This is a genomic window from Flavobacterium marginilacus (assembly GCF_026870155.1).
GTDB lineage: Bacteria > Bacteroidota > Bacteroidia > Flavobacteriales > Flavobacteriaceae > Flavobacterium > Flavobacterium marginilacus.
In genome coordinates this window covers 4,385,468-4,400,704 of sequence record NZ_CP113975.1, presented here as the reverse complement: position 1 = coordinate 4,400,704, position 15,237 = coordinate 4,385,468, and the positions used below count along the sequence as shown (strand labels likewise).

Below are 15,237 nucleotides of genomic sequence, written 5' to 3'. Positions count from 1 at the left end.
TGGGTTAAAGATATTTTTTTTCTTTGAATTATGTGTAAATAATTTATTATTTTTTACGATGTTGTTGATTTATTCTGTTAAAAACTTAGGAAATATTTTTAATATTGTAAGAAAAAAGGTGTCTAATGATTAAATTTAGGATATTTCAGATAAAATTAGTTTTGCTTATTTATAATATATGGATATGTTAATTAGTTGAAAATGATAATGCTGTAAATAGGAGTGCTTTTAATCTGTGTTTTCAAAAATTATACTTAGAAGTTTTTAATTTGAGGGAATTAAAATACGGAGAAATACGGAAATTAATTAAACATGAAAAACCCCGTTTTGCAATTGCAAAACGGGGTTTTTTCTATAAATAAACCTTTAGTAAACTAAGATCGGATTACTCTTTTTTCTCCTCACGCGGAGGTCTTGGAACAAGTGCTTTTTTAGACACTTTTTCTTTTTTGGTTTTTGGATCTACTCCTAAGTATTTCACTTGGAATACATCTCCCATTTTTACAACGTCGGCAACGTTTTCAGTGCGTTCCCAAGCTAACTCAGATACGTGTAGTAAAACTTCGTTTCCTGGAGCTGCAGTATATTCTACAACGGCACCAAAATCCAGCATTTTGATTACTTTCACTTCGTATGCTTCACCCATTTGCGGTTTGAAAGTGATAGAAGCAATTTTTGCTAATACTGCTTCAATTCCAGCAGGGTCAGTTCCAAGGATTTCGATCACACCCTGTTCGTCTACTTCATTTATAACGATTGTAGTTCCAGTAGCTTTTTGTAATTCCTGAATTACTTTTCCGCCAGGTCCAATCAATGCACCAATAAAGTTTCCAGGAATAGTTCTTGTGATGATTTTTGGAGCATGTGCTTTTACGTCAGGTCTTGGTGCAGCAATTGTTTCAGTGATTTTTCCTAAAATATGCATACGGCCGTCACGTGCTTGTGCTAATGCCTGCTCCATAATGTCATAACGTAATCCATCAATTTTGATGTCCATTTGACAAGCGGTAATACCGTCAGCAGTTCCGGTTACTTTAAAGTCCATATCTCCTAAGTGATCTTCGTCACCTAAAATATCAGACAATACAGCAAACTTCTCGCCGTCAGTAATCAATCCCATAGCAATTCCAGAAACTGGTTTTACCATTTGAACGCCAGCATCTAAAAGTGCCATTGTTCCAGCACAAACTGTTGCCATAGAAGAAGAACCGTTAGATTCCAATACTTCAGAAACAACTCGGATGGTATAAGGACAATCAGCAGGAATCATGTTTTTCAAAGCTCTTTGGGCTAAGTTACCGTGACCTACTTCTCTTCTTGAAGTTCCTCTTAATGGTTTTGCTTCACCAGTAGAAAAAGGAGGGAAGTTATAGTGTAAGTAGAATTTCTCTTCACCTTGTTCAGATGGAGAATCGATTTGGTTTGCTTCTCTGGAAGTTCCCAAAGTTACTGTAGCCAAAGCTTGAGTTTCTCCACGTGTAAATAAAGAGGAACCGTGAACTCTTGGTAAATAATCCGTTTCACACCAGATTGGTCTGATATCGGTTGTTTTTCTTCCGTCTAAGCGAATACCTAATTCTAATACTACGTTACGAACCGCTTCTTTGTTGGTTTTGTAGAAATATTTAGAAACTAAATCTCCATCAGCAGCTAATTCTTCTTCAGTAAACAAAGCTTTAACTTCTTCTTTTACTTCAGCAAATGCTGCACTTCTTTCGTGTTTAGCCGATCCAACTTTTGCGATAGCATAAATTTTATCGTAAGCTGCTGCTTTTACTTTTTTGTAAATATCTTCGTTTTCTTTTTCACCTTCGTAAGTACGAGTTTCTTTTTTACCAAAAGCTTCTTGTAAACGATATTGAGCCTGAATTTGAACTTTGATAGCTTCGTGAGCAAATTTAATTGCTTCTACCATTTCAGCTTCTGAAATTTCTTTCATCTCGCCTTCAACCATAGCTACAGAATCCATAGAAGCTCCGATCATCATATCGATATCAGATTTTTCTAAATCTTCTCTGCTTGGATTGATAACTAATTTTCCGTCGATACGTGCAACACGAACTTCAGAAATCAGGTTGTAAAATGGAATGTCTGAAACTGCTAATGCTGCGGAAGCGGCTAAACCAGCTAATGCATCCGGCATTACTTCTTCGTCATGAGACATTAATTGAATCATAACCTGTGTTTCAGCATGGTAGTCGTCTGGGAAAAGCGGACGCAGTACGCGGTCTACTAATCTCATTGTTAATACTTCGCTGTCACTTGGGCGAGCTTCTCTTTTGAAGAAACCTCCAGGGAAACGGCCGGCTGCGGCGAATTTTTCGCGGTAATCTACCGTTAATGGTAAAAAATCAACGCCTGGGTTGCTGGTGCGGGCTGAAACTGCTGTTGCTAGTATCATCGTGTCGCCCATCCTTACTACTACAGAACCATCTGCTTGTTTTGCTAAACGTCCTGTCTCGATTGTGATGCTTCTGCCATCACCTAAATCGATTTTTTCTACAAATAATTGTGGAATCATAAATTTTTTCTTATTGATTATACAATGGGTTTTAGTTGTGTTGTTAGTTGTAGTTGTTGCGTAGTTAATGCCTAAAACCCAATGAAAAACCAAACTTTTTTAAAAGAAACTGCCAAAAGACAAAAGTCAGAAGGGATTAATCAGAAGTGTAAAACTTCTCGTATTTCGGCTATTGGCTTGAGCCAGCTGCCTTTTTTGTAAAAACAAAAAGAGGCACTTTCGCACCTCTTTATTATATTGATTATTTTCTAATACCCAATACTTTGATAATTTCACGATATCTGTTGATCTCTGTTTTCTTCAAGTAATCTAACAAAGCTCTTCTTTTACCTACTAATAGTACCAATGAGCGCTCAGTGTTAAAATCGTGACGATTTTTTTTCAAGTGCTCAGTAAGGTGAGTAATTCTGTAAGTGAATAACGCGATTTGACCTTCAGCAGATCCAGTGTTTTCTGCTTTTCCTCCGTGTTTAGCGAAGATTTCTTCTTTAACTTCTTTAGTTAAGTACATTTTAATATTATTTAAATGATTATTATGTATGTCATACAGCTATTGTAAGACGGGTGCAAAAGTAAGTAATAATTATGAATTGTGAATTATGAATTGAGAATTATTTTCTCATGCTTCTTTTTTAGTTAGTACCAGCCAGTGTAATAGGAATAGAATATAGTACTCTTACATATTGTCCTCTTTGTTTTCCCGGTACCCATTGTGGATAACTAGTAATCACTCTAATCGCTTCTTGGTCTAATGGTTCTAATAATGATTGTACGGTTTTTGGTTCAACTATTTTTCCGTCTTTTTCAACTATAAAAGTTGTAAATATTTTACCTCTTATACTTTGTAATTCATTTGGAATTCTAAAGTTCTTTCCAATATATTGATAAAAGTTTTGTATCCCTCCTTTTGGTTCGGGTCTACTTTCTAGTTCTTTGTACTTATATTTATTATTGTCCTCATCTGTACTTATGCCCGAAACTAATTCTCCTTTTTTATATTCTTCGATGTATGTGGATTTCTTATTGTATTCTCCTTTCCAAGTTCCTTCCTTGAATCCATTTTTTATATTCCCGGAGTTAAAATAACCATCACCTTTCTCTTCGTAATATCCATTCCCATCCTTTACTGTTTGTATGCCTTCTGGATTCCAATACTGGTACAGTTTATAGCTATTAAAGATGTTATTTTTTGATTCAAAATATTCAGCTTCTAATTTTTTAGTGCCACTTTCATACCATTCTTCATTTTTACCAATTACCTTGTTTTTAGTATAGTTAAGAATACTTTTTTTGTTCCCGTTTTCATAATAAAATACAAATTCTCCCTCTTTGCTGGAAACGTCTATTGTTTTGGAATGTCCTTCCATTTGTAAAACATCAGTTTTATAATAATCTTTGATTTTATATAATTGATTTGAGGAATCGTAAGATTCAATAATTCGATAATATTTGTGATTTCCTTCTGTTGTTTCTTTCCAAATGGAATCTAAGTATATTTTTTTTTGACTGTTGTTTTGAGAAAAGAGTAGTAAAGGCAGGAAAAATAGACTAAAGAAAATGGATTTCATAAATAATTAAGGATTGGTTAAAATGTAAATGTAATATTTTTAGTACAACTTTGCAATTTCCTGATTCACAAATTCCAAAAAGCGTTCATCTTCTTCTGTAAACGGATCGATTACATGGCTGTCAATATCAATTTGGCCAATGTTTTCGCCGTTCACAAAAAGAGGTACTACGATTTCTGACTTTACTGTAAAACTGCACGCAATATAATTGTCCTGTGCGCTTACATCTGGAACGACAAAATTATTATTGGAAACCGCAACTTGTCCGCATATGCCTTTTCCGAATGGAATAACAGTATGATCGGTTTCAGCTCCCACATACGGACCAAGGTGAAGTGTTTTGGTCTCATGATTAGCAAAATAAAAGCCTACCCAGTTGTAGTAAGAAATGGATTCGCTCAAAAGCCGGCATATAGACAAGAGTTTTTCGTCTCTGCTAAGAGTTGTATTTAATGTTATCTCGGTTACTTTTGGCTGTAGTTCTTGAAAAGTCATGTTTTATTATTTTTATACAAAAGTATTTAAAGCAGATTCTTTAATTGCATAAATTTGGCAAAAAATAATTTTGAAAAAATATTTCCAACAGTATAAACCTTTTTTAATTTTTTTAGCCGCTTTTTTTGGCTGCTATATTGTACTGACGTTTCTCTATCAGTCTTTTTTGAATAGCTTCGATACTAATGCTGTAGATGCAATAACTCAGGCAGTTGCCCAAAATTCAGAAAAAGCGGTTTCTTGGTTTTTCATGCGCATTCAGGCAGAAAGTGTTATTAATGAACCTTTTGTTAGAATATATTTTCAAAATCAATACATTGTCAGAATAGTGGAAGGCTGTAACGGTATAAGTGTAATTATTTTATTTATTTCTTTTATTGTCGCCTTCTCGGGAAGTCTAAAGAATACGATGCTTTTTATTTTCGGCGGAACTTTATTGATTTATATTCTCAATGTTTTACGTATTGCCCTGCTGATAGTTTTGATGTATTATTTTCCAGAAGAAAAGCATTTGTTACACAATGTTTTATTTCCGGCGATAATTTATGGAACGGTTTTTATTTTATGGATTATTTGGGTGAATAAATTCTCGAAATATGCTAAATAAAGTACTTCAAAATAAAAAACATATTTTTTTTACAGTTGTATTAGTGTCTTTGTTAATGCTTGTAAGAGCTTTTGAACAGCAGTTATTTTATGACCCTTTCTTGGTTTATTTTAATGGTGATTATTTAAAATTACCGCTGCCAGAGTTTAATTCTGGATTGCTTTTTTTGGGATTATTGCTTCGTTTTTCTTTAAACACTGTATTATCACTGGGTATTCTTTATTTGCTTTTCAAGGATAGAGAAATGATTTTATTTGCTGCTGTTTTGTATGCTTTGCTTTTCGTGATTCTAATAATCGCTTTTTTTTCCATTGTCTTTTTCTTTAAAAATGAAGAGAATTTAATACTCTTTTATGTCCGTCGTTTTTTGATTCAGCCTTTGTTTGTAATTGTTTTTATTCCAGCGTTTTATTTTCAGAAACTCAATAAATACTAGTTGTTATTTTGTATCTTTAGTATGAATTTGATAAACTTATTTTTTAAATTCAGGAAAGATGAAAATTGTAAAGCATTCGAAAGCTGTTGTTGATTTTAATCGTTTAAAATTGAAAGATTCTCTGCTGAAATCTGGAGCATCTCCTGATATAGTTGACGAAGTTTTGCAGATAATTGAAAGAGAAGTGTATGAAGGAATTTCGACTAAATACATTTATAAAATGGCTTTTAGTCTTCTTAAAAAAAAATCTAAATCACATGCCGCCCGATATAATTTGAGAGAATCTATCCGATCACTGGGTCCGGCAGGTTTCTTTTTTGAAAAATTTATCGCCCGTCTTTTTACTGCCGAAGGCTGCGAGACAAAAGTTGGTCTTATTTTGCAAGGCAAATGTGTTTCCCATGAAATTGATGTTCTGATTAAAAAGGATAATGTGATTTCTATGATTGAGTGCAAATTTCATGTTGGGCAGGATGCTGCTACTGATGTGAAAGTGCCGATGTATATTTTTTCCCGATTCAATGACTTAAAGGATAAAAAACACGAAATATTTTCTAAAAAAGACAGTATCTCTAAATGTTTTATCGTAACCAATAATCGATTTACTTCTGATGCTGTTAGTTTTGCGCAATGTTCGGGAATCAATTTACTGAGCTGGGATTATCCATTGGCCAATAATCTGAAGACAAAAATAGACAGCCATCATTTATACCCCATAACTTGTTTAACAGCTTTGACTCTTTTGGAAAAAGATAAACTATTGATTTTGGGTATTATTTTGGTCAAGGAAATTATTAATAATCGTGCAGATTTAGAAAAAATAGGTTTGAGTCCTAATAGAATAAGAAAAGTATTGAAAGAAGCTTCTGAGTTGTGCCGGCTATAAAGGGGCTATGATTTTTAGAAACTTAGCATTCTTAGTAACTTAAAGAATAATAACATGAAAATTACTTGTATTGGCGGAGTAGGAACAGTTACAGGGTCCAAAACTTTGGTAGAAAGTAATGGTGTTCGTATTTTGATAGACTGCGGGCAGTTTCAAGGATTAAAATCTTTGAGGGAGCTCAATTGGGAACCATTGCCAATTTTGCCCTCGACTATAGATTTTGTTTTGCTTACCCATGGTCATTTGGATCATTGCGGCTGGCTGCCACGATTGGTTAACCAAGGTTTTGATGGTAAAATATATTGTACAAGTCCTACGAAAGATATCACTAAACTGATACTTTTGGACAGTGCCAAAATTCAGGAAGAAGAAGCAAAGATGGCTAACGAGGGGAGATATTCGAAGCATGAAATTGCAGAGCCTTTGTATACAGTTGCCCAGGCAGAAAAAGTTTTTCCACATTTCAAGGTGATTAGTCCGAATGAAAGTGTTGCATTAGATGCTGAGATTGAAGCTGTTTTTACTAATGCTGGTCATATTCTTGGAGCATGCAGTATAGAGCTTAGACTCGAAAACAAAGCTGTTGTTTTTTCGGGCGATATTGGCAGGGATAATGATGTGCTTATGTTTTCACCAGTAAAACCTAAAAAAGGTGATTATGTTTTCCTTGAAAGCACTTATGGAAATCGTATTCATCCAGATACCGATCCAAAAACTGCGTTAGAGATGTACATTAACAATACAATTCAAAAGGGAGGGACAGTAATAGTGCCTAGTTTTGCAGTTGAACGCGCTCAAAGTGTGATGTATCTGCTATGGCAGCTGAAGGAAGAAAAAAGAATTCCTGATATTCCTTATATTTTGGATACACCGATGGGAATTGGCATGCTGGAGCTTTTTGCCAATAATAAAAAATGGCATCGTCTGCATCAGGAAGAGTTTACCTCGATGTGTAAAATGTTTAGCATGATTTCGGATTATAAAGAAACAATAGAAGTCATTTATAATAAACAGCCAAAAGTAGTAATCGCTGCAAGCGGTATGGTTACTGGAGGAAGAGTTCTGAGTTATTTAGAACGGTATGTTGGACTGGCTGAAACTACAGTAGTTATTATTGGATATCAGGGTGAAGGTACTCGGGGCAGACAAATGCTCGAAGGTGCAGCAGATATAAAAATACGCGGAAAATATTATGAGGTTAAAGCCAAAGTGGTAGAAATCGAAACCCTGTCGGCTCACGGTGATCAAAAGGATTTAATTAATTGGCTTTCAGATTTGGAACAGAAACCTAAAAAAGTTTTTTTGGTTCACGGAGAAAATGAACCGGCCGATGAACTTAGAAAGAAAATTCAGGAAAAATATGGTTTTGATTGTGTTATTCCTATGATGGGGCAGGAGTATGAATTGTAGATTTATTTTTCTTTAAAAAAATTAACAGAAATTTGATTTTTATAAGCCTTATTAATCCTAATTTTGCAGTATGAAATTTAAGAAGCACATAAGTATATTTTTGGCTGTTCTATTATTGGTTTCCAATGCAGGACTGGCTTTCAATGTGCATTATTGCGGAGGGAAAATCTCTGCTGTTTCTTTGAATTCACCTTTGCCGTCATTAAAAAGTGAAAAAGGCTGCTGTGGTGAAAAAATAGCAGACAAAAAAGACAAATGCTGTAAAGACAAAAAAATCGTCTTTCAGAAAAAAGCAGATAATGGAGTTGTAAAGTCATTTTCTTTCCAGTTTGATTATGCTTTTGTAATTCCTGAAACACATTCGTTTGTGTTTACCGCTGCAGACAATTTCAAAAACAATACTGCACTTACTTATTACTGCGATGCCAATGCACCGCCGCTTTTCAAGCTGTACAGCCAATACCTCCTTTACGATAAATTGTAATGTTTAATTGGAGCTGAATCCTTGTTTTTGGATTTAGCAGTATTAACATTATAATTTTAATCATGAAAACATACAGAATATTAATTTTTCTGCTCTTGATTACTGCTATTAATTCTTATTCGCAAGATACTTTGCGTGAAATTAAAGTGCAGTCCAAACGCAAGAGTCTGCAGAAATCATACACCTTAACTGGTAATACAGCATTAGTTACCAAAAAAGAACTCCTCAAAGCAGCCTGTTGTAATCTGGCCGAAAGCTTTGAAACCAATCCTTCCATTGATGTTAGCTTTTCGGACGCGCTGACAGGAACTAAACAAATCAAAATGCTGGGGCTGACAAGTCCTTACCTGATGATGACACAGGAAAATATTCCTTCTGTCCGAGGGGCTTCTCAGGTTTATGGTCTCTCGTTTACGCCAGGGCCGTGGATAGAAAGTATTCAAATTACAAAAGGCGCTGGAAGTGTAGTGAATGGATACGAAAGCATTTCGGGACAAATCAATACCGAATTGATAAAACCAATGTCGGAAGTGCCATTTTTACTGAATCTTTACGGTTCTACCGATTCTCGTTTTGAACTAAATGCCGATTTCAATCACAAACTTTCCGATAAATGGGCGACAAGTTTACTGCTTCACGGCAATATGCGAAATTCCAAAATGGATAACAACGATGACGGTTTTCTTGATAATCCGCTGCAGAAACAGTTTAATCTGCTCAATCGTTACCAATATTATAATCCTGAAACGGGCTGGGTGAGTTTCATTAATCTTCAGTATATGAACGATACGAAGCAAATGGGGCAAATCAGTTTCAATCCCGATACGGATAAAGGGACAACTAATTCCTGGGGTTCTGAAATCGATACTCAAAAGATTGATGTTTCTACCAAAATAGGCTATGTTTTTAAGGATATGCCTTTTCAGAGTTTTGGTTTTCAAAATGCTTTTTCCAGTTATGATCAAAATTCGTATTTTGGGCTGAGAAACTACAATATCAGGCAGAACAGCTTTTATTCAAATCTGATTTTTAATTCGATTATCAATAATGAAAAAAACAAGTTTGCTGCAGGCTTGAATTTTACTTACGACAGTTATAGTGAGTTTTACAATACTTCAGATTACGGCAGAATAGATAATACTGTCGGAGCTTTTTTTGAATATACTTATGATAATCAGGATAATTTTAGTTTCATTCTTGGAGGCCGTGCTGATTATGGAAACCGTCTGGGAGTTTTTGCAACACCAAGAGTACATGTCAAATACAATCCGTGGGAGAAAGGAGTCTTGAGAGTTTCGGCAGGGAGAGGAAAACGTTCGGCCAATATTTTTGCCGAAAATCAGACTTTGTTTGCCAGTTCCAGAACTTTTGATATCATAAATGCCGGTGGTAAATTATACGGTTTAGACCCGGAAATTGCCTGGAACTACGGATTGAGTTTTATGCAGGGTTTCAAATTATTTAACCGAAACGGTGATATTACTGCAGACTTTTACAGAACTAATTTTCAGAATCAGGTGGTGGCAGATGTTATGCAGAGTCCGCAGCAGGTGATTTTTCATAATCTGGATGGTGCTTCTTTTGCCAATAGTTTTCAGCTGGAATTCAACTATGAATTGGCAAAACGTCTGGAACTGCGTTCAGCTTACAAATATTATGACATCAAAACCGATTATCTGTCCGGAGAATATCAAAGACCTCTGCAGGCAGCTCATCGTTTCTTTGGGAATTTGGGATATGAAACAATCAGAAAGGATAAAGGACAGCAATGGAAATTTGATTTTACCTACAATTGGATTGGTGAACAGCAATTGCCTTATACAGCTTCAAATCCTGCGGCTTATCAGCTTCCGGAACATTCACCGGCTTATTCTCTGATGAATGCTCAAATTACCAGAGTTTTTTCTCCTAATTTTGAAGTATATGCAGGAGGAGAGAATATTGGTAATTACACTCAAAACCCTGCAATTGTAGATTCGCAGAATCCTTTTGGACCTTATTTTGATGCCAGCATTGTGCATGCGCCGGTATTTGGACAGATGTATTACGCGGGTTTACGATTTAAAATAAGATAAGTGTCAATGTCAATGTCAATGTCAATGGCAATGTCAAAAAGCAATGACAATTTCAATGACAATGTCAAAATTTAAATTTTAAAAAAAAATAAATAATTTTAGTCTTCAAGTCTTGACTCCTCGCCTTCAGGAAGGGCTGGAGTGGAGTTTTAACAATTTTTAATATTAAATAAAATGAAAGCAAATATTCAAAAAAACAGTAAAAACAATATGATAAAAAATGTGTTTTTAGTTTTACTAATGACTGTATTCGTATTTTCGGCTCAAGGCCAAGAAAAGAAAAACAAAAATGCCAAATACACAACCGAAGTAAATGGTAACTGCGAGCAATGCCAAAAAAGAATACAAAATGCTGCTTATTCGGTTCCGGGAGTAAAATCGGCTTCATGGGATGTGGGGACACATCAGCTGAACTTGATAATCAATGAAGAAAAATGTTCTTTGATGGATGTTAAAAAAGCAGTTGCCAAAGTAGGCCACGATACCGATTCGGTAAAATCTACTAAGGAAGATTATGATAACCTGCATTCCTGCTGTCAGTACGAAAGACTGAAATAAGGATTCAAGTTTTTTTGCTGTATAAAAGTTTTTTAAGTAACTCAATCTACAGCTTTCCGAAATATAAAAAGCACCAAAATAAGAGTCTTATTCTGGTGTTTTTTTTGTTTTTTATTCGTTAATAAAACTTTAAAATAAGGTATAGTATTGTGGTTCACCTAAATTATTATTACTTTCACCGCTTAAACAAAAACAAAAATTTATGAATAATTTTGAATGGACCCAATTAGTAAATCCTGAATTTTATATAACATTTACAATTGGTGGCATTCAACTGGGTTTGTACATTGTTTTATTCATTGTTTTTGCCGAAACTGGACTTTTTGCCGGTTTTTTTCTCCCTGGTGACAGTCTGCTTTTTCTTGCCGGAATCTATAGCCGTGATCTTGTTCAGAATGTGGTTTATATCGAAAGCGATTTTGTAAATCTTTTGATACTATCATCGCTGGTGGCGCTTTCGGGCATTTTTGGGAATATGGTGGGCTATTGGTTTGGTGCCAAGAGCGGGTATTATTTATACAACAGAGAAGACACGCTTTTGTTTAAGAAAAAATATTTACTTCAGGCCAAGGAGTTTTTCGAAAAGCACGGAGGGAAAGCTATTATATATGCACGTTTCCTGCCTATTGTAAGAACTTTTGCCCCAATCGTGGCGGGTATCGGTTCGATGGACAAAAAGAAGTTTATGTTTTTTAATGTATTGAGTTCGGTTTTATGGTCATTCGTTTTGATTTTTTCAGGACATTACCTTTATGGAATGTTTTTGGAGATGGGGATTGACTTAAAAGAGCACATTGAAAAAATAGTAATCGGAATTATATTGGTATCCACTTTGCCTGTTTTCTTAAAGATGATTAAGAAAAAAGTAGTTCATCATGAATAATCTTAAACTTTAAAAAATAAAATAGACCGTCTTGTTTTAACTAAGCAAGGCGGTTTTTTTGTGTATATTAGCGAGTAACAATTATTTGATAGTAATAATATAATTATAATCAATGTCAAGATAATATGAGACTATTAATAATGCTATTATTTACTTTATCCTTTAATGCGCAAATTCTTAATTATGAAATGATTAAGCGTGAAATCCTAAGTGATGTACTTCGGATAGAAACAATTAAAGATGGAAAAGTCTTTATTGTTTCTAAAATTGATTCATCAAAGGTAGAATATCTATTAAAGCCACTACTTGAAAAACCATACGTAAGTAATTTTAATAGTAATGGTGAAAGTTTTATGTTAACTAACAGTGATATAAAATATTTAGCTCAAAAAATGAGAGAACAATATGATGCTGAATGGAAAGAAGAAGATTTTAATAATCGAGAAATTATCAAACAATCGGAAATATTGCAATATCTAAAAAGAGATAATAAAAATCAGGTAGTGATTATATCCAATCCTATATTTATTAAAAATGATGATACCGTTTTTCTTTATTTTGCCAATTTATGTTGTGGTGAAATTAATTATCCAAACTTAGCTCTTTATAAAAAGATAAATGGAATATGGAAAAAATGGTTTCAAATTAATGATAATAGTAATTAAAAACATTGCTGTCAATAGTTGCAACAACGGATTTGGAAGTTTGCTTAATAAAAAGTTGATTTTGTATTTAAAATGATTTGGTAAATCTGAAAATAGGGTTTAATTGAGCTTCAAACCAGATGATAGTAGTGTGATGATATCAACAGAATAATTTTAGAGTCATGCCATAAAAAATCCGCCAAGAAAATTTCAAGGCGGATTTTATTTTTAAAACGGGAATTGATTACATCATTCCAGGCATACCTCCGCCCATGTGGCCTGCGCTGCCTGCGTTTTCTTCTTTAATATCAATTAATGCACATTCAGTAGTTAAAATCATTCCTGAAACCGAAGCAGCATTCTCTAATGCAATACGGGTTACTTTTTTAGGATCGATGATTCCAGCTTTTAGCATATCAACATATTCATCAGTTTTTGCGTTGTATCCAAAATCTCCTGAACCTTCAGTAACTTTAGCAACGACAACAGAGCCTTCTAAACCTGCGTTTTCAACAATTGTTCTTAGAGGAGATTCAACAGCTCTAGAGATAATTTTAATTCCTGTAGCTTCATCAGCATTGTCCGCTTTTAAAGCATCAAGAGCGCTTTTTGCTCTTAATAAAGCAACACCGCCGCCAGCAACAATTCCTTCTTCGACAGCTGCACGAGTTGCATGAAGTGCATCGTCAACTCTGTCTTTTTTCTCTTTCATTTCTACTTCTGATGCGGCTCCAACGTAAAGCACAGCAACACCTCCGGCTAATTTTGCCAAACGCTCTTGTAATTTTTCTTTGTCATAATCAGAAGTTGTAGTTTCCATCTGACCTTTAATCTGATTTACACGATTTTTAATCATATCGGCATCACCGGCTCCGCTTACAACTGTAGTATTGTCTTTGTCGATAGTTACTCTTTTTGCAGAACCCAGCATTTCGATAGTAGTGTTCTCTAGAGTATAGCCTCTTTCTTCAGAGATTACTGTCCCGCCGGTTAAGATAGCGATATCTTCCAGCATTGCTTTTCTTCTGTCGCCAAAACCTGGTGCTTTTACAGCAGCAATTTTTAATGCACCGCGTAATTTGTTTACTACCAATGTTGATAAAGCTTCTCCGTCAACATCTTCTGCTATAATCAATAATGGTTTTCCTGATTGAGCAACTGGTTCAAGAACTGGTAATAATTCTTTTAAAGAAGATACTTTTTTATCATACAAAAGAATGTATGGACTGTCTAATTCTGCTTCCATTTTTTCTGGATTGGTCACAAAATATGGAGAAAGATATCCTCTGTCAAACTGCATTCCTTCTACAACATCTACATAAGTATCCGTTCCTTTGGCTTCTTCTACAGTGATTACGCCTTCTTTTCCAACTTTTGCGAAAGCATTAGCGATTAATTCACCAATCACTTCGTCATTATTGGCAGAAATAGCTGCAATCTGTTTTATTTTTTCAGAATCGCTTCCTACTACTTTTGTTTGTTTTGCTAAATCAGCAACAATAGCTTCAACAGCTTTGTCGATACCGCGTTTCAAATCCATTGGGTTTGCTCCTGCAGCAACGTTTTTTAAACCTTCTTTTACGATAGCTTGTGCTAATACTGTAGCAGTTGTAGTTCCGTCTCCTGCTAAATCATTAGTTTTAGAGGCTACTTCTTTTACCATTTGAGCTCCCATGTTCTCTAATGGGTCTTTCAATTCGATTTCTTTTGCAACAGAAACTCCATCTTTAGTAACTGTAGGACCTCCAAAAGATTTTCCAATAATTACATTACGGCCTTTTGGACCAAGAGTTACTTTTACTGCATTTGCTAATGCATCAACACCGCGTTTTAATCCGTCACGTGCTTCAATATCAAATTTTATATCTTTTGCCATTTTTTATTTAACTTTTTTTTCTTAATACTTAATACTCGTTAGATTATTGCTAAAATATCGTCTTCACGCATTATGAGATAATCTTTTCCTTCTAGTTTTAATTCTGTTCCAGCGTATTTTCCATAAAGGACAGTATCTCCAATTTTTACAGTCATGGTATGGTCTTTAGTTCCGTTTCCGACTGCTACTACTGTTCCTTTTTGTGGTTTTTCTTTGGCTGTATCTGGAATAAAAATTCCTGACGCCGTTTTCGTTTCAGCTGCAACAGGTTCGATAAGAACTCTGTCTGAAAGAGGTTTAATGTTTAATGTCATGATTTTTATATTTATATTAAAATTTACTGTTTTTTTTCTTTTCAGAAATTATGCCATTGCGGGTAAACTGACATTTTTTCTTATAAAAAATGCCAGCTTTGACAGGCTGGCATTTTATGTGTTTATTTATACAAATTATTTTGCTGGTGCTGGAGCTGCAGGTGTGTTTGATGCAGGCGCATTCTGAATCGGAGCATTAGTTTTTGGTGCTGCAGTTTCAGTATTATCAATAATTTTTGAATCTGAATCGCTCAAAGTTCCTGTGAAACTCAAACCAGAAAGTAAGATTAATGCAATTAGTATAGTTGCCAATGTCCAAGTGCTTTTGTCTAAGAAGTCAGTAGTTTTTTGAACACCGCCTAACATTTGAGAACCGCTAATTGTAGAAGAAAGTCCGCCTCCTTTAGGGTTTTGAACCATGATTACTACGATCAATAGAAAACATACTATTGTAATTAAAACTAAAAAAATTGAAAACAT

The 15,237-nt window shown here is 34.6% G+C and carries 16 protein-coding genes; 9 read left to right on the top strand and 7 right to left on the bottom strand.

Annotation, left to right across the window (positions count from 1 at the left end):
• Positions 1-385: 385 nt before the first annotated feature.
• The 4 genes from OZP07_RS18230 to OZP07_RS18215 all read right to left on the bottom strand — a co-directional run bounded on the left by OZP07_RS18230 (position 386) and on the right by OZP07_RS18215 (position 4,584).
• Positions 386-2,521: a polyribonucleotide nucleotidyltransferase gene (locus OZP07_RS18230; protein ID WP_281636232.1), complete on the bottom strand. Its 2,136-nt coding sequence runs from the start codon at positions 2,519-2,521 to the stop codon at positions 386-388.
• A gap of 241 nt (positions 2,522-2,762) precedes the next feature.
• Entirely contained in the window at positions 2,763-3,032 is a 270-nt protein-coding gene (rpsO, locus tag OZP07_RS18225) for a 30S ribosomal protein S15 (protein WP_194641689.1), read from the bottom strand.
• Between the two features lie 121 nt (positions 3,033-3,153).
• On the bottom strand, positions 3,154-4,089 hold the full coding sequence (locus OZP07_RS18220; protein ID WP_281636231.1) for an energy transducer TonB: 936 nt from the start codon (positions 4,087-4,089) through the stop codon (positions 3,154-3,156).
• Positions 4,090-4,128: 39 nt separating this feature from the next.
• Positions 4,129-4,584, bottom strand: a complete 456-nt coding sequence (locus OZP07_RS18215; protein WP_281636230.1) for a GAF domain-containing protein — start codon at positions 4,582-4,584, stop codon at positions 4,129-4,131.
• A gap of 70 nt (positions 4,585-4,654) precedes the next feature.
• Between OZP07_RS18215 and xrtF the strand changes: the two genes are divergently transcribed.
• From xrtF to OZP07_RS18170, 9 genes are all read left to right on the top strand, one after another.
• Positions 4,655-5,191: an exosortase family protein XrtF gene (gene xrtF / locus OZP07_RS18210; RefSeq protein WP_281636229.1), complete on the top strand. Its 537-nt coding sequence runs from the start codon at positions 4,655-4,657 to the stop codon at positions 5,189-5,191.
• On the top strand, positions 5,181-5,627 hold the full coding sequence (locus OZP07_RS18205; RefSeq protein WP_194641693.1) for an exosortase F system-associated membrane protein: 447 nt from the start codon (positions 5,181-5,183) through the stop codon (positions 5,625-5,627). Before xrtF ends, OZP07_RS18205 begins: the two co-directional genes overlap by 11 nt.
• A gap of 58 nt (positions 5,628-5,685) precedes the next feature.
• Positions 5,686-6,513 (top strand): restriction endonuclease, encoded by an 828-nt coding sequence (locus OZP07_RS18200; RefSeq protein WP_281636228.1) that lies wholly within the window; start codon positions 5,686-5,688, stop codon positions 6,511-6,513.
• A 54-nt stretch (positions 6,514-6,567) separates the two neighbouring features.
• Complete coding sequence (locus OZP07_RS18195) at positions 6,568-7,923, top strand: MBL fold metallo-hydrolase RNA specificity domain-containing protein (protein WP_281636227.1); 1,356 nt, start codon at positions 6,568-6,570, stop codon at positions 7,921-7,923.
• Between the two features lie 70 nt (positions 7,924-7,993).
• Complete coding sequence (locus OZP07_RS18190) at positions 7,994-8,407, top strand: HYC_CC_PP family protein (RefSeq protein WP_194641696.1); 414 nt, start codon at positions 7,994-7,996, stop codon at positions 8,405-8,407.
• A 62-nt stretch (positions 8,408-8,469) separates the two neighbouring features.
• Complete coding sequence (locus OZP07_RS18185; RefSeq protein WP_281636226.1) at positions 8,470-10,482, top strand: TonB-dependent receptor plug domain-containing protein; 2,013 nt, start codon at positions 8,470-8,472, stop codon at positions 10,480-10,482.
• Between the two features lie 174 nt (positions 10,483-10,656).
• Positions 10,657-11,040 carry a heavy-metal-associated domain-containing protein gene (locus tag OZP07_RS18180; RefSeq protein ID WP_432419540.1) on the top strand — a complete coding sequence of 128 codons (384 nt, stop codon included), beginning with the start codon at positions 10,657-10,659 and terminating at the stop codon, positions 11,038-11,040.
• 202 nt (positions 11,041-11,242) lie between these two features.
• Positions 11,243-11,923, top strand: a complete 681-nt coding sequence (locus OZP07_RS18175; protein WP_281636225.1) for a DedA family protein — start codon at positions 11,243-11,245, stop codon at positions 11,921-11,923.
• A 125-nt stretch (positions 11,924-12,048) separates the two neighbouring features.
• A complete protein-coding gene (locus OZP07_RS18170) occupies positions 12,049-12,588 on the top strand; it encodes a hypothetical protein (protein WP_281636224.1) in 540 nt (179 codons plus the stop codon).
• 223 nt (positions 12,589-12,811) lie between these two features.
• Here OZP07_RS18170 and groL read toward each other — a convergent pair whose 3' ends face one another.
• The 3 genes from groL to secG all read right to left on the bottom strand — a co-directional run bounded on the left by groL (position 12,812) and on the right by secG (position 15,237).
• Entirely contained in the window at positions 12,812-14,443 is a 1,632-nt protein-coding gene (gene groL, locus OZP07_RS18165; protein ID WP_281636223.1) for a chaperonin GroEL, read from the bottom strand.
• A 38-nt stretch (positions 14,444-14,481) separates the two neighbouring features.
• Positions 14,482-14,757, bottom strand: a complete 276-nt coding sequence (locus OZP07_RS18160; RefSeq protein WP_100431955.1) for a co-chaperone GroES — start codon at positions 14,755-14,757, stop codon at positions 14,482-14,484.
• A gap of 135 nt (positions 14,758-14,892) precedes the next feature.
• Positions 14,893-15,237, bottom strand: a complete 345-nt coding sequence (gene secG, locus OZP07_RS18155) for a preprotein translocase subunit SecG (RefSeq protein WP_281636222.1) — start codon at positions 15,235-15,237, stop codon at positions 14,893-14,895.

Bases quoted from the DNA above. Each gene is read 5' to 3' on its own strand.
- OZP07_RS18230 (WP_281636232.1), bottom strand. From the start codon at position 2,521: ATGATTCCACAATTATTTGTAGAAAAAATCGATTTAGGTGATGGCAGA.
- rpsO (WP_194641689.1), bottom strand. From the start codon at position 3,032: ATGTACTTAACTAAAGAAGTTAAAGAAGAAATCTTCGCTAAACACGGA.
- OZP07_RS18220 (WP_281636231.1), bottom strand. From the start codon at position 4,089: ATGAAATCCATTTTCTTTAGTCTATTTTTCCTGCCTTTACTACTCTTT.
- OZP07_RS18215 (WP_281636230.1), bottom strand. From the start codon at position 4,584: ATGACTTTTCAAGAACTACAGCCAAAAGTAACCGAGATAACATTAAAT.
- OZP07_RS18205 (WP_194641693.1), top strand. From the start codon at position 5,181: ATGCTAAATAAAGTACTTCAAAATAAAAAACATATTTTTTTTACAGTT.
- OZP07_RS18200 (WP_281636228.1), top strand. From the start codon at position 5,686: ATGAAAATTGTAAAGCATTCGAAAGCTGTTGTTGATTTTAATCGTTTA.
- OZP07_RS18195 (WP_281636227.1), top strand. From the start codon at position 6,568: ATGAAAATTACTTGTATTGGCGGAGTAGGAACAGTTACAGGGTCCAAA.
- OZP07_RS18190 (WP_194641696.1), top strand. From the start codon at position 7,994: ATGAAATTTAAGAAGCACATAAGTATATTTTTGGCTGTTCTATTATTG.
- OZP07_RS18185 (WP_281636226.1), top strand. From the start codon at position 8,470: ATGAAAACATACAGAATATTAATTTTTCTGCTCTTGATTACTGCTATT.
- OZP07_RS18180 (WP_432419540.1), top strand. From the start codon at position 10,657: ATGAAAGCAAATATTCAAAAAAACAGTAAAAACAATATGATAAAAAAT.
- OZP07_RS18175 (WP_281636225.1), top strand. From the start codon at position 11,243: ATGAATAATTTTGAATGGACCCAATTAGTAAATCCTGAATTTTATATA.
- OZP07_RS18170 (WP_281636224.1), top strand. From the start codon at position 12,049: ATGAGACTATTAATAATGCTATTATTTACTTTATCCTTTAATGCGCAA.
- groL (WP_281636223.1), bottom strand. From the start codon at position 14,443: ATGGCAAAAGATATAAAATTTGATATTGAAGCACGTGACGGATTAAAA.
- OZP07_RS18160 (WP_100431955.1), bottom strand. From the start codon at position 14,757: ATGACATTAAACATTAAACCTCTTTCAGACAGAGTTCTTATCGAACCT.
- secG (WP_281636222.1), bottom strand. From the start codon at position 15,237: ATGTTTTCAATTTTTTTAGTTTTAATTACAATAGTATGTTTTCTATTG.